The organism is Sphingomonas yunnanensis, from assembly GCF_019898765.1.
In the GTDB taxonomy this organism is placed as follows: Bacteria; Pseudomonadota; Alphaproteobacteria; order Sphingomonadales; family Sphingomonadaceae; genus Sphingomonas; species Sphingomonas yunnanensis.
This window is the reverse complement of sequence record NZ_JAIOKB010000007.1, coordinates 134,884-148,150: the sequence shown is the minus strand read 5'-3', so window position 1 is coordinate 148,150 and position 13,267 is coordinate 134,884. Positions and strand designations below refer to the sequence as shown.

Below are 13,267 nucleotides of genomic sequence, written 5' to 3'. Positions count from 1 at the left end.
TCGATTTTCCTGGCGGCAGCGATGTCGTCTACCGCACTCGTCGCGCCGATGACGGACGCCAGCGAACCGCCGAGCGCACCGTCGTCGGACACGGTCACCACCGGCGTCGCCAAGGGGCGCGACCGGCTCGACAGCGCCACCTCGACCAGTAGCCTCAGGGAGGCCGACATCGAGAAGCTGGCGCCGCGCTCGATCGGCGACCTGCTCCGCGACATTCCCGGGATCCGGTCCGAGTCGTCGACGGGAGAGGGGCTGATCAGCCTCAGCGTGCGCGGCCTGCCGCTCGCCTCGTCGGGGATCAAGTTCGTCCAGCTGCAGGAGGATGGCCTGCCCGTGCTCGAGTTCGGCGACATGCAGGGGCTCGGCTCGGACGGGCTGGTGCGCGCCGACCTCAATCTCGCCCAGGTCGAGGTGATCCGCGGCGGCTCGGCCTCAACCTTCGCGTCCAACTCGCCGGGCGGGGTCATCAACTTCCTCTCCAAGACCGGCGAGACCGCGGGCGGGGCGGTGGCGCTGACCGCCGGGCTCGACTATGACCATTATCGGATCGACGCCGACCAGGGCGGGCAACTCGGCGAGACGTGGCGCTACCATGTCGGCGGCTTCTACCGCCGCGGCGAGGGGCCGCGCACCGCTGGCTATGACGCGCAGCACGGCGGGCAGGTCAAGGTCAACCTCACCAAGACGTTTCAGGGCGGCTACGTGCGGTTATACGGTAAGTATCTCGACGATCGCGCACCTTTCTACGACGTCGTGCCGATGCGCGCGACCGGGTTCGAGCGGCATCCGGCGCCGCGCGCGGTGGCGGGCTTCGACGTCAGCTCGGGCGTGCTGCTGTCGCGCTCGGTCCGCGACGTCCTTGTCCTAGACGGTGGCAACCGACCGGTCGTGCACGACATCGGCGACGGACAGCGCACGCGCTCGCTGAGCGGCGGCCTGGAGGCGCAGATCGACGTCGCCGACTGGACCGTCACTGAGCGCTTCCGTGTCAGCGGCGTCTCGGGCGCGCTGGTAAGCCCCTTCGCGACCCAGTTCCTACCGGCCGCGCGCGTGACCGGCCTGGCCGGCGACGGCGGGCACTTGTCCTATGCCACCGGTCCGAACGCCGGGCAGCCGATCGTCGACGTGAACCATCTGAACGGCAACGGGCTGATCGGGCTGCTCAGCGTCATCGACTCGCGCGTCCGCGACTATGGCAATGTCACCAGCGACACGCGGGCGAGCCGCGTCTTGAGCCTCGGCGACGGCGAGCTGACGCTCACCGGCGGCTTCTACGCCGCGCGCCAGACGCTCGATCGCGACATCTTGTGGAGCACGATGCTCTCCGACGTGCGCGGCGACGGCCAGGCGGCGCTGATCGACGTCAGCACCGCCGGCGGCGCGCGACTGACCGACAAGGGCGTGCTCGCCTACCAGTTCACCCTGCTGCCCGGCAAACGGCGGCGCAGCATGGACCTGGATTATGCGGTCAACGCCCCCTTCGCCTCGGCCAACTATCACGTCGGCGCGGTCGCGCTCGGCGCGAGCCTCCGCTACGATTCCGGCAGCGCCAGCGGCCGCCTATACGGTTCGGATCTCGGCGGCGGACGCGTCGGCACCGTGACGCGCGACATGGACGGGAACGGCGTCATCTCCGCGCCCGAGACCCAGGTGGGCTTCACCCCGATCAACGCGCCCGCGCCGCTCGGCTATCGCTACCATTACCTGTCCTACTCGACCGGGATCAACTGGCGGGTCGCCGAGCCGTTCGCGCTGTTCGCCCGCTACAGCCGCGGCGCGCGCGCCAACGCCGATCGCCTGCTGTTCAGCCCGATCGTCGACTCGGCGACGGGGACGCTGACCCTCCCACGGGCCGCCTACGATCCGGTGCGCCAGGCGGAAGTCGGTGCCAAGTTCCGCCAGGACGGGCTGACCTTCAACGCCACCGGCTTCTGGGCCGCGGCCCAGGACAGCAACGTCAATCAGGTGACAACCGAGCCGATCGAGCGCGACTATCGGGCGCACGGCATCGAGATCGAGGGCGGCGTGCGGCACGGCATCTTCGCGCTCAACGGCGGCGCGACGCTGACGCACGCCGAGATCACGCGTGACGCGGTCAACCCGCGCTTCGAGGGCAACATCCCGCGCCACCAGGCCAAGCTGACCTTCCAGGCGACCCCGCAGCTCGTCACCGAGCGGTTCAGCCTGGGCGCGATATTCATCGGCACCACGGGCAGTTACGCGCAGGACAACAACCTGCTGCGCGTGCCAGGCTATGTCACCACCAACGCGTTCGTGCAGGTCCGCGCGGCGGAGCGGCTATCGCTCGGACTGAACGCGAGCAACCTGTTCGACGTCGCGGCGATCACCGCCTTCGACGACGTGGCGATCCCGACGAGCGGGATCCTGCGCGCACGGGTGCTGAATGGCCGCACGGTGTCGGCGACAGTGCGGCTCGATTTCTGAGCGGACGGTGGGCGTGGCGCGACGACGTCACGCCCGCTCGCCCATGCGCGTCGGGGTGGTGGCGAGCAGCTGATCCAGCGAGACGGGCGCGAACTCGTGCACGTCGACCCCCACGTCATATTGCCGCTTCATCGGCGCGAGCCGGCCATGGCTGTGACCGTGCAGGTTGATGGCGCCGCGGTGCTGTCCGTTCCAGCTGCGGAACGGGTAATGGCCGAGCACCAGCCGCCGTCCCTCGAGCTCGATCTCGGCATAATCACCGACGCTCGCCCAGCCCAGAGCGCCGAGCGTCGCCGGGGGATCGTTGTTGCCGCGCAGCAGGTGCTTGGTGCCGTTCAGCCGCGCCAGCAGCGGCGCGACCGCGTCGGCGCGGCGCGCGACGTCGCCGAGATGCCAGACCGTGTCCTCTGGAGCGACCGTGGCGTTCCAGCGCTCGACGAGCAGCGCGTCCATCGCCCCGACGTCGGGGAAGGGGCGGCGCCAGATGTTGATCGTGCGATGGTCGCCGAGATGCGTGTCGGCGGTGAACCAGACCGTCATGTCCAGTAGAGCAGCCGCGCCGCGGGGAGTGCCGCCGCCAGCCGCGCCTCGAAGAAAGCCCGTAGCGCGCGCATCGTCGCCGCGTCGTACACCTGCTTCTCGCCGCCGAACTTGGTCCGCTTGGTGGCGCGGTCCCGCCCGCTCATGTCGAGCGACGAGCCGGGGTACCAGCTCTCCAGCACCGCGCGCGACGTGGCGGTGTAGCGGTGCGTGATCAGCTCGACCGTCAGGTCGAGCCCGGGCGTGTCGGCCAGTGCGGCGGCGCAGTCGTCGATCAGCGTGCCATAGGCGCTCTCCCAGCCGGGAGCGGCGATGATCGGCGCGACCGTCAGACCGACGGGATAGCCCGCGTCCGCCATCTGCCGCAGCGCCCGCAGCCGCGCCGCGACCGGCGCGGTGCCGCCCTCGAAGCGCGCGAAGGCGGGCGGGTTGATCGAGGCCCGCATCCGCGTGCGGCCGCCGTGGTCGAGCGCGAGCAACGGTGCGACATCGGCGAACTTGGTGGTGAAGCGCAGCTGCGCCTCGGCCTGCCAGCGCCCGAACCAGGCGATCGCGGCCGAGAGCGAGCCGGTCAGCGGCTCCAGCGCGAGCGGGTCGGTGTAGCAGGACGCCTCGAAGGTGGTGCCCTCACCGGCGCGGGCGCGCTGGCGCGAGGTCACGGTGCCGCGCCCGAGATGGTCGGGCAGCACCGCCAATATCTCCTCGAGGTTGGCGTAGACGCGGGTGATCGGTGGCCCTTGGAGCGAGCCGGCGAGATAGCAGTAGCTGCAATGCGCCGGACAGCCCTCGGCGAGATCGACGCGCCAGTCCGCACTCGGCGCGATCGGCTGGAGCCGCCGCTTCGACGGCGGCGCCACCGTGACCGCCAGCGTCGCCTTCGCCGCCGCATAGGCGCGACGCGGGTCGTCGGGCAGGTCGAGCGTGAGCCGGTCGTTCGGTAGCTCGACCACGTCAACGCCCGCAGCGCTCGCGCGCGCGGCGATCGCGCGGCCGTGAGCGAAGCCGCGCGCGGCGCGCGTGATCAGCAGCCGACGGGGACGCCAGACGACGGGGCGGGGGAGGTCGGTCGCGAGCGCCACGTACGGCGAACGAGCCGCGGCCGCGAGGGTTCAGCTACAGGATGAAGAACTTGCGGCGGCTGACCCTGGCCGGCGACGCGCGATTGCGCGTGTCAGCGCGGTGCCTTAATCGTGTCACACAGTGACTCGATGAGGACGCCTGCCCCGATGACTTCGAAGATCTTGCTGGGACTCTCGCTTATTACCTCGCTCGCCGCGGTGCCAGCGGCGGCGCAGACGGCGCCCGCGCCGACCGCCGCGACCGCTCCGGCCGGCGCGCGCTACGGCACGTTCGGCGTCGACCTGAGCGCGCGTGACTCGGCGGTGAAGCCCGGCGACGATTTCTGGACCTACGCCAACGGCCAGTGGGACAAGACGACGCCGATCGCGGCCGACCGCCAGTCCGCCGGCCCCGCGGTGGTGCTGAGCGACGAGGCCGAGCTCCAGGTCCGCCACATCCTCGAGGAGGCGACCAGCGACCCCGCCGCGATCGGCCCGGCGGCGCCGCAGATCGGCGCGCTCTACGCCAGCTTCATGGACCAGGCCGCGATCGAGCGCGCCGGCACCGCGCCGCTCAAGCCCTACTTTGCCACGATCGACGCGGCGCGCGACCGCGCCCAGCTCCAGCGCTTGTTCGCCACGGTCGGCTATGCCTCGCCGGTCGAGATCAGCCAGCTGCCTGACCCGTCCGATCCGACGCGCTACGTCGCCAATTGGGGGCAGGGCTCGCTCGGCATGGGCGGGCGCGACTATTACCTGCTGCCCGGCGCCAAGTACGACGCCTATCGCGCCGCCTACCGCCGCTATGTCGAGCAGGTGCTGACGCTCGCCGGGATCGGCGACGCGGCGGCGCGCGCCGACCGGATCGTCGCGCTCGAGACCGCGATGGCCAAGGTGCAATGGTCGCCGGTCGAGCAGCGCGACCTCGCCAAGATGCTCAAGCCGATGACGGTGGCGCAGCGCCGCGCGCTCGCGCCCGAGTTCGACTTCGCCGCGATGGAGACGACCGCGGGCTACGGCAACCAGCCGGTGCTGATCGTCAGCGATGACACCGCGCTGACCGCACTCGGCAAGATCTTCGCCGCGACGCCCGTGAGCAGCTGGCAGGACTGGATGAAGTTCCGCTTCGCGTCGAGCCAGGCGGCGGTGCTGCCCAAGGCGTTCGACGAGGCGAGCTTCGCCTTCTACGGCAAGACGCTGAGCGACCAGCCCGAGCAGCGCGCGCGGTGGAAGCGCGGCGTGGCGCTGGTCAACGGCGCGATGGGCGAGGCGGTCGGCAAGGTCTATGTCGCGCGCTTCTACCCGCCCGAGAGCGAGGCCAAGATGGCCGAGCTGATCAAGAACCTGCGCGGCGCCTATCGCGAGCGGATCGACGGCAACAACTGGATGGACGCCGCGACCAAGCAGGCCGCACTGGCCAAGCTGGCCGCGTTCGAGCCGCGCACCGGCCATCCTGTGACGTACATCGACTATGGCGCGCTCAAGGTCGTGCGCGGCGATCCGCTCGGCAACAACCTGCGCGCGGCCGAGTTCGACCATCAACTCGAGCTCAGCCGCTTCCCCAAGCCGGTCGATCGTAGCCTGTGGGGCATGACCCCGCAGACCGTGAACGCTTACTACGATCCGCTCGCGAACCAGATCACCTTCCCTGCCGCGATCCTGCAGCCGCCCTTCTTCGATCCCAAGGCCGACGTGGCGGTGAACTACGGCGCGATCGGCGCGGTGATCGGTCACGAGATGGGCCACGGCTTCGACGATCAGGGCAGCCAGTTCTCCGCCTCGGGCAAGTTCGAGAATTGGTGGACGCCAGCGACCCGGCAGGCCTTCACCAAGCGCACCGGACTTCTGGTCGGCCAATACGACCAATATGAGCCGATCCCGGGCGTGAAGGTGAAGGGCGCGCTGACGCTGGGCGAGAACATCGGCGATCTCGGCGGGATCGAGGCGGCCTATTCGGCCTATCAGCGCTACCAAGCCGAGCACGGCAAGGCGCCGGTGATCGACGGGCTGACCGGCGATCAGCGCTTCTTCCTCGCCTACGCCCAGGCGTGGCGGAGCAAGATCCGCGAGGGCGCGCTGCGCGCAAGGCTGCTGACCGACCCGCACTCGCCGGCCTTCTACCGCGTCAACGGCATCGTGCGTAACGTCGACGCCTGGTACGACGCCTTCGGGGTCAAGCCCGGCGACAAGTTGTACCTCGCGCCGAAGGACCGTGTGAAGATCTGGTGAGGGTGGCGGCCTAGTGCACCGCGGATAGCCGGGGCAGACCCATCCTTCCCGTCGTCCCCGCGCAGGGGGGGAATTCATGACCGCTGAAGCGGTGGCTCTATCATGAGCGTCAGCGTGTCTGGATCCCCGTCCCGCGGGAATGACGGGGAGGGGCGAGAACGACGAACGGACGACGCGGACAACGCCCCGCTAACCCACGTTGCTTTTGCGCCTTCCGCGCGTTGGCGCTGGCATGACGCTGCTGATCCCGCTGCTGGGCGACCAGCTCACCGCCACGCTCGCCAGCCTGCGCGACGTCGATCGCGGTGGTGCGGTCGTGCTGATGATGGAGGTGTGGGACGAGGCCACCTACGTGCGCCACCACAAGAAGAAGATCGCGCTGATCTTCTCGGCGATGCGCCATTTCGCCGACGCGCTGCGCGACGACGGCTGGACGGTCGACTATGTCGCGCTCGACGCGCGCGGCAACACGCAGAGCTTCACCGGCGAGGTCGAGCGCGCCGCCCGGCGTCACCGCGCCAGCGCGATCCGCACCGTCGCGGGCGGCGAGTATCGCGTCCGCCGGGCGCAGGACGACTGGGCCGAGCGCACCGGCCTGCCGGTCGAGATCCTCGAGGACGACCGCTTCGTCTGCCCGCTGCCCGACTTCTCCGCCTGGGCGCAGCGCTCGCGCGAGAAACGGATGGAGTTCTTCTACCGCGAGATGCGCCGCCGCACCGGGCTGCTGATGGACGCGGACGGCAAACCCGAGGGTGGCCAGTGGAACTTCGACCACGACAATCGCGCCGGCCCGACCGCCGGCCGCAACTATCCCGCGCCGCTACGCTTCGCCCCCGACGAGACGACGCGCGACGTCCTCGCCCTGGTGGCGAAGCGCTTCGGCGAGCATTTCGGCGCACTCGAGCCCTTCGCGCTGCCGGTCACCCGCGGACAGGCGCTGCAGGCGCTCGACCAGTTCGTCGAGGAGGCGCTGCCCGACTTCGGCCGCTACCAGGACGCGATGGTGGCGGGCCAGGATTATCTGTTCCATTCCAGCCTCTCGCTGTGCCTCAATCTCGGGCTGCTCGGGCCCGTGGAAGTGTGCGAGGCGGCGGTACGCGCCTATCAGCGCGGGCGTGCGCCGATCAACTCGGTCGAGGGCTTTGTCCGCCAGATCATCGGCTGGCGCGAATATATGCGCGGCATGTATTGGTGGGACATGCCCGCCTTCGCCGAGCGCAACGCGCTGGAGGCGACCCGGCCGCTGCCCGACTTCTACTGGACCGGCGAGACCGACATGCGCTGCCTCGCCGAGGCGGTCGACCAGACCCGGCGCGAGGCCTATGCGCACCATATTCAGCGATTGATGGTCCTCGGCAATTTCGCGCTGCTCGCCGGGATCGCGCCGTCGGCGATCTCGGACTGGTTCCTGGTGGTCTATTTCGACGCCTATGAGTGGGTCGAGCTGCCCAACGTCGTCGGGATGAGCCAGTTCGCCGACGGCGGCGTGATCGCGTCCAAGCCTTATGTCGCGAGCGGCGCCTATATCGACCGCATGTCCGATTACTGCGGACGGTGCCGCTATGACGTGAAGAAGAAGACGGGTGAGGAAGCGTGCCCGTTCAACGCGCTCTACTGGAACTTCGTCGCGCGCCATGAGCAGCGCTTCGCTCGCAACCCACGGATGCGCAACGTCTACGCGACGTGGCGGCGGTTCGACGACGCGCGCCGGGCCGAGTATCGCGACAGTGCGCACGCGTTCCTGGAGACGCTTGAGCCGGCAGCGCCAGGCTGGGCACGGGCGGAGTAGGGGGCAAGCAACACCAAGGTGTCGAGCCGCCGCCTTCCCCATCGGCGTCATCCTGGATTCGTTTCAGGATCCACCGTGCCACGCACTAGGACTGTTCGAGAATCGCGTAGCCTTGGATCCTGACACAAGTTCAGGATGACGCCGAAAGGCCGCCAGAACCCCGACCGTTGCCGATGAAAGTCGCGCTGGCCAAGGCGTGGCAGACGCGGGATAGCGACGGAAGGGGCCCGCTCGGGCCCGGTCGGAAATGAGGTGGGCATTGCGAGCGATCGGGCAGGTAGGCAGGGGCGAGGAGGCGGGGCTCGCCATCGTGGTGATGGGGGTCAGCGGCACCGGCAAGACGACGCTCGCCACCGCGCTCGCGCACGCGCTCGCCTGCCCGATGCTGGAGGGCGACACTTATCACTCCGCGGCCAACATCGCGAAGATGCGGGAGGGTCACCCGCTGACCGACGACGATCGCTGGCCCTGGCTGGACCGGCTCGGCACCGCGCTGGGCGATGCTGCGCGCGCGCGAGGTCGTGCGGTCGCGGCCTGTTCGGCGCTGCGACGCGCCTATCGCGAGCGGCTCGGTGCGGCATCGGGGCTTCGCCCGGCGTTCGTGCTGCTCGCGCTCGACCATGACACGCTCGCGCGGCGCATGGCGACCCGCTCGGGCCATTACATGCCCGTCGCGCTGCTCGACAGCCAGCTCGCCACGCTCGAGCCACCCACCGCGGACGAGCGCGCGCTGACGCTGGACTCGACCCGTCCGCCCGACGAGCTGGTGGCGGCGGTGCGCAGGTGGCTGGAGGTAGGCTGAGAGCAGCGACGGGATGAGGTGAGTGCGACAAAATTCTCCCCGCATGGCGGAGAGGGGCGGCCGCGCATCGCGCGGTGGTGGAGGGGGTTCTCCACGCAGCGTAGCGCTGGCGGAAACCCCCTTACCACTCGCTTCGCGAGCGGTTCCCCTCCACGTGAGCGGGAAGGATCGTGGTTCCTCACGGCATCAGCCGTCGTCGTCCCTGCGACAGATGCCAGCGCATCGCCAGCGCGGCGCCCTCGGCGTCCTGCGCGCGGATCGCCTCGACGATCGCGTCATGCTCCTCCATCATCGCGCCGATCACCGCGGGCGGGCGCGAGCGCGAGATGTCGACACCCGCGCGCAGCACGCGCATCACGCCGTCCAGGAGCTGATCGAACACCAGCGGGAAGGAGACGTTGGCGGTGGCCTCGACGATGGCGCGGTGCAGCCGCCAGTCCTCGTCGTGCGCGGGCGCGTTGGAGAGCAACGCCGCTCGCAGCGCCGCCAGGGCGCGCTCGATCGCCTCCATCTGCGCGGGCGATCGGCGCTGCGCCGCCAGCCGCGCTGCCTCGGCCTCGAGCACGAAGCGGACCTCATAGGTACCCATCGCAGAGGCCAAGGTGTCCATCGGCATGTGCGTGTCGAGCCGCGCCGAGGGACGACGTTTGACGTAGGAGCCGGCACCGCGGCGCGCCTCGGTGATCCCGTCCGACGCCAGCCGCGCCAGCGCCTCGCGCACGATCGCGCGCGACATGCCGAAACTATCCGCCAGCCGCGCCTCGGATGGCAGCCGGTCGCCGACCGCCAGTGCCTCGTCGTTGATGATGCGCACGATCGCGGCATAGGCCCGATCGGTCAGCCGTCCCTCGCTCACGATCCTCTCCTCGCCTCTGGCATAACCGAGCGTGACGACCGTGGCGAGTATGCTGCCTGTCAGACAGGTGCGCGCGGATCGAGGCAAAATCGCTTGCTCAGCGGGTAAAAACGAGCTCAGATCGAATAAAGCTGTCCAACCGATCGCAGGTGGACGAGACGTCAAGGGTGCGCGGCGACGACCGCGAAGGAGGAGCAGGATGACCACGGGCGCTATCCCCAACGAAGTGGCCAGCGGCGTTGACACGTTGGGGCACCTCACCCCGACACAGGTGAAGGTGCTGCACGGCGTGCGCTCTGGGCGGCTGAACAAGGAGATCGCCTTCGACCTCGGCATCGCCGAGGCGACGGTGAAGGCGCACATGACCGCGCTCATGCGCAAGCTCAACGTCCGAAATCGCACGCAGGTGGCCGTCGCGGCCGAGGCGCTCGCCGCTCGCGCCGGCTAGCGCGGTCCGCCGATCCTTTGTCAGTCGATGTAATATAAGAAAACCTGGGGAGGCGCGGGATGCAGGCGAAGTGGTGGCTGGGCGTCGCGGCGGTAGCGCTGACGGCGGGAACGGCGGCGCCCGCGGCGGCGCGCTCGACCTCGGTCTATCTCACCCAGCCTGACGATCCGCGCGCGATCACGGTACGCGGCGTCGGCGACGGGCGCGCCGACGACAGCGCGGCGATCCAGCAAGCGATCGACCAGGCTGCGGCGAGCGGGAGCGGCGGGATCGTCTTCCTGCCGGCGGGCCGCTACCGCGTCACGCGCACGATCCTGGTGCGGCCCGCGGTGCGGGTCTTCGGCGTCGGCAAGACCCGGCCCGAGATCGTGCTGGGCGACTCGACCCCCGGTTTCGGCAGCGGCGTCGCCGCGATGCTCGCCTTCACCGGGGAGGACCAATATCGCGTCGGTCAGGTCGCGGTGCCGCCGCCCACCACGGTGCCGTTCGATCCCGGCGTCTATGACGCGACGTCGAGCACCTTCTACTCGGCCATCGCCAACGTCGACTTCCGGGTCGGCGCGGGCAACGAGGGCGCGGTGGCGGTGCGCTTCCGCGTCGCGCAGCACGGCTACGTCCGCCACGCCGACTTCCATCTCGGCTCGGCGCTGGCGGGCGTCTACCAGGCGGGCAACGAGTTCGAGGACCTGCGCTTCTACGGCGGGCGGTACGGCATCCTGAGCGAGAAGACCTCGCCGGCGTGGCAGTTCACGCTGATCGACTCCGCGTTCGAGGGCCAGCGCGACGCCGCGATCCGCGAGCATGAGGTCGATCTCACGCTGGTCAACGTCGCGATCCGCGACACGCCGATCGGCATCGACATCGACCGCGGCTGGTCCGACTCGCTCTGGGGCAAGGACGTGCGCTTCGAGCGCGTCCGCCAGGCGGCGGTGGTGATCTCGGAGGAAAGCAGCGTCTTCACCCAGATCGGCTTCGACCATGCGGTGGCGAGCGACACGCCGGTGTTCGCGCGCTTTCGCGACAGCGGACGCACGATCGTGGGCAAGGGGAAGCGCTACCAGGTCGCCGATTTCTCGCACGGTCTCGCGCTCGCCGGCCTCGGCGAGATCGGCAAGACCGCGACCACGTTCGACATCACCCCGCTCTCCCACACGTCGCCCGCGCCCGCGCCGGCGATCGCCCCGCTGCCGCCCGTTAGCCAGTGGGTCAACGTCCGCACGCTGGGCGTGAAGGGCGACGACGCCACCGACGACACCGCGGCGCTGCAGCGCGCGATCGACACGCACCGGGTGCTCTATTTGCCGATGGGGCGCTATCGGGTCGCCGACACGCTCAAGCTTCGCCCCGACAGCGTGCTGATCGCGCTGCACCCCAGCCTCACGCACCTCTATCTGCCCGACAACGCGCCCAACTACGCGGGTGTCGGCGGCGCGCGCGCGCTGCTGGAGAGCGCCAAGGGCGGCAGGGCGATCGTCCACGGCATCGGGCTGTGGACCGGCAGCGTCAACCCGCGCGCGACCGCTCTGCTGTGGCGCGCCGGCGCCCCCTCGATGGTCAACGACGTCAAGATCCAGGGCGGCGGCGGGACGGTGCTCACCAAGGGCAGCGCGATCAAGCCCAACGACCCGCAGGCGCGTCAGGACGGCCAGCATCCGAGCATCTGGGTCACCGACGGGGGCGGCGGCACCTTCGCCGCGATCTGGTCGCCCAACACCCTGGCGTCGGCGGGCTTCTACGTTTCCGGCACCAAGACGTCGGGTCACGTCTACGAGCTCTCCGCAGAGCATCATTATCGCGCGGAGATCGTGCTCGACCACGTCGAGAACTGGGAGTTCCTCGCGCCGCAGACCGAGCAGGAGGTGCGCGACGGCGTCAACGCGGTCTCGACCGAGATCCACCACTCGCGCAACATCCTCTTCGCCAATTACCACGGCTATCGCGTGACGCGGACGATCAAGCCGATGGACGCGGCGGTGAGGCTGTACCAGTCGGGCGACATCCACTTTCGCAACGTCCACGTCAACGCGGAGAGCGGCTTCGCCAGCTGCGACGCCAAGGGCTGTGGCACCTATCTGCGCGCGAGCAAATTCCCGTTTGAGAACGCGGTCAAGGACATGACTCGTCGGCAGGAGGTGCGCGAGCGCGAGTTCGCGCGGCTTGACGTGCCCGCCATCTCGGCGAACGCGGCGACCGTCTCCGCGGTGCCGGTGTCGCCAGGGATCGAGACGCTGGCCGATGGCTTCTACTCGATCGCGGGCGGCGCCGTGGACAAGGCCGGCAAGCTCTACTTCATCGACCGCTTCTTCCACCGCATCCACGGCTGGTCGCGCGAGGAAGGTCTGTCGACCGTGGCGCAGGCTCCGCTCGATCCCGTCAACCTGGCGGTCGCGCGATCGGGCGACCTGCTCGTCCAGTCCTCGGCGGGGCGCGACGGCACGGTCTACAGCATCGATCCCGCCAAGCCTGAGGACGTGCGCGTCATCGCACCGACAGCGGCGCGTGCGCATCCCGGCGCCGCCACGCTGCTGCCGGTCAATGTCTGGGCCAACGGCGAGTTCGCCGACCGGATCGACCCGAAGACCTACGAGTTCCCGCCGATCGCCGCCTTCTTCACCAGCAAGATGGGCGAGGCCAAGCCGCAGGAATATGTCTCGCCCGACGGTTCGCTGGTGCTCCCTGCCTTTCGCGTCTGGAACCAGGGGCCGGACGATCACAGCGGCTGGCGCTGGTCCGACACGCTCGACTCCTACGGGCTCGTCGGGGCGGCGCCGGGCAGCCGGGTAATGCTGACCAACGCCTCGGAGAACCGCACCTACAGCGGCCTCGTCGGCGCGAGCGGGCAAGTGACCGACCTCAAGGTGGTGGCCGAGCGCGGCGGCGAGAGCGTCGCGCGGGACGACGCCGGCAACCTCTACGTCGCCAATGGCCAGGTCTTCGTCTACGCGCCCGACGGCAGCGAGACCAAGCGGATCGACGTACCCGAGCGGCCACTTCAGCTGCTGATCGGCGGCGCCGGGCGTCGTACCTTGTACATCCTGACCCATCACGCGCTCTACGCCTCGCCGATGTAGGTCAGTGACCTGCGCGGTATTCACTTAAG

The 13,267-nt window shown here is 69.7% G+C and carries 9 protein-coding genes; 6 read left to right on the top strand and 3 right to left on the bottom strand.

All coding sequences use genetic code 11. From position 1 onward, the window contains the following. The first annotated feature begins 21 nt into the window (after positions 1-21). Positions 22-2,445 (top strand): TonB-dependent receptor, encoded by a 2,424-nt coding sequence (locus K7957_RS17295; protein ID WP_223013629.1) that lies wholly within the window; start codon positions 22-24, stop codon positions 2,443-2,445. Between the two features lie 27 nt (positions 2,446-2,472). On the opposite strand, the gene K7957_RS17290 is transcribed toward K7957_RS17295, so the two are convergent. Together K7957_RS17290 and K7957_RS17285 are read right to left on the bottom strand one after the other, a co-directional pair. Continuing rightward, entirely contained in the window at positions 2,473-2,985 is a 513-nt protein-coding gene (locus tag K7957_RS17290; RefSeq protein ID WP_223013627.1) for a metallophosphoesterase family protein, read from the bottom strand. After that, positions 2,982-4,064 (bottom strand): SPL family radical SAM protein, encoded by a 1,083-nt coding sequence (locus tag K7957_RS17285; protein ID WP_223013625.1) that lies wholly within the window; start codon positions 4,062-4,064, stop codon positions 2,982-2,984. The genes K7957_RS17290 and K7957_RS17285 overlap by 4 nt, the downstream gene beginning before the upstream one ends. Before the next feature lie 147 nt (positions 4,065-4,211). Between K7957_RS17285 and K7957_RS17280 the strand changes: the two genes are divergently transcribed. From K7957_RS17280 to K7957_RS17270, 3 genes are all read left to right on the top strand, one after another. Continuing rightward, on the top strand, positions 4,212-6,272 hold the full coding sequence (locus tag K7957_RS17280; protein ID WP_223013623.1) for a M13 family metallopeptidase: 2,061 nt from the start codon (positions 4,212-4,214) through the stop codon (positions 6,270-6,272). 232 nt (positions 6,273-6,504) lie between these two features. After that, positions 6,505-8,061, top strand: coding sequence for a cryptochrome/photolyase family protein (locus K7957_RS17275; protein ID WP_223013621.1), 1,557 nt, complete (start codon positions 6,505-6,507; stop codon positions 8,059-8,061). Positions 8,062-8,320: 259 nt separating this feature from the next. Beyond that, entirely contained in the window at positions 8,321-8,863 is a 543-nt protein-coding gene (locus tag K7957_RS17270; RefSeq protein ID WP_425517216.1) for a gluconokinase, read from the top strand. 178 nt (positions 8,864-9,041) lie between these two features. Here K7957_RS17270 and K7957_RS17265 read toward each other — a convergent pair whose 3' ends face one another. After that, positions 9,042-9,719, bottom strand: a complete 678-nt coding sequence (locus tag K7957_RS17265; RefSeq protein WP_223013619.1) for a FadR/GntR family transcriptional regulator — start codon at positions 9,717-9,719, stop codon at positions 9,042-9,044. Positions 9,720-9,918: 199 nt separating this feature from the next. Here K7957_RS17265 and K7957_RS17260 point away from each other — a divergent pair, with 199 nt between their 5' ends. Next, positions 9,919-10,167 (top strand): helix-turn-helix domain-containing protein, encoded by a 249-nt coding sequence (locus K7957_RS17260; RefSeq protein ID WP_223013617.1) that lies wholly within the window; start codon positions 9,919-9,921, stop codon positions 10,165-10,167. A gap of 59 nt (positions 10,168-10,226) precedes the next feature. Continuing rightward, complete coding sequence (locus K7957_RS17255; RefSeq protein WP_223013615.1) at positions 10,227-13,238, top strand: glycosyl hydrolase family 28-related protein; 3,012 nt, start codon at positions 10,227-10,229, stop codon at positions 13,236-13,238. The last annotated feature ends 29 nt before the right edge of the window (positions 13,239-13,267 follow it).

Excerpts from the sequence above, each read along its gene's own strand:
- K7957_RS17255 (WP_223013615.1), top strand. The coding sequence starts at position 10,227 with ATGCAGGCGAAGTGGTGGCTGGGCGTCGCGGCGGTAGCGCTGACGGCG.
- K7957_RS17275 (WP_223013621.1), top strand. The coding sequence starts at position 6,505 with ATGACGCTGCTGATCCCGCTGCTGGGCGACCAGCTCACCGCCACGCTC.
- K7957_RS17295 (WP_223013629.1), top strand. The coding sequence starts at position 22 with ATGTCGTCTACCGCACTCGTCGCGCCGATGACGGACGCCAGCGAACCG.
- K7957_RS17290 (WP_223013627.1), bottom strand. The coding sequence starts at position 2,985 with ATGACGGTCTGGTTCACCGCCGACACGCATCTCGGCGACCATCGCACG.
- K7957_RS17260 (WP_223013617.1), top strand. The coding sequence starts at position 9,919 with ATGACCACGGGCGCTATCCCCAACGAAGTGGCCAGCGGCGTTGACACG.
- K7957_RS17280 (WP_223013623.1), top strand. The coding sequence starts at position 4,212 with ATGACTTCGAAGATCTTGCTGGGACTCTCGCTTATTACCTCGCTCGCC.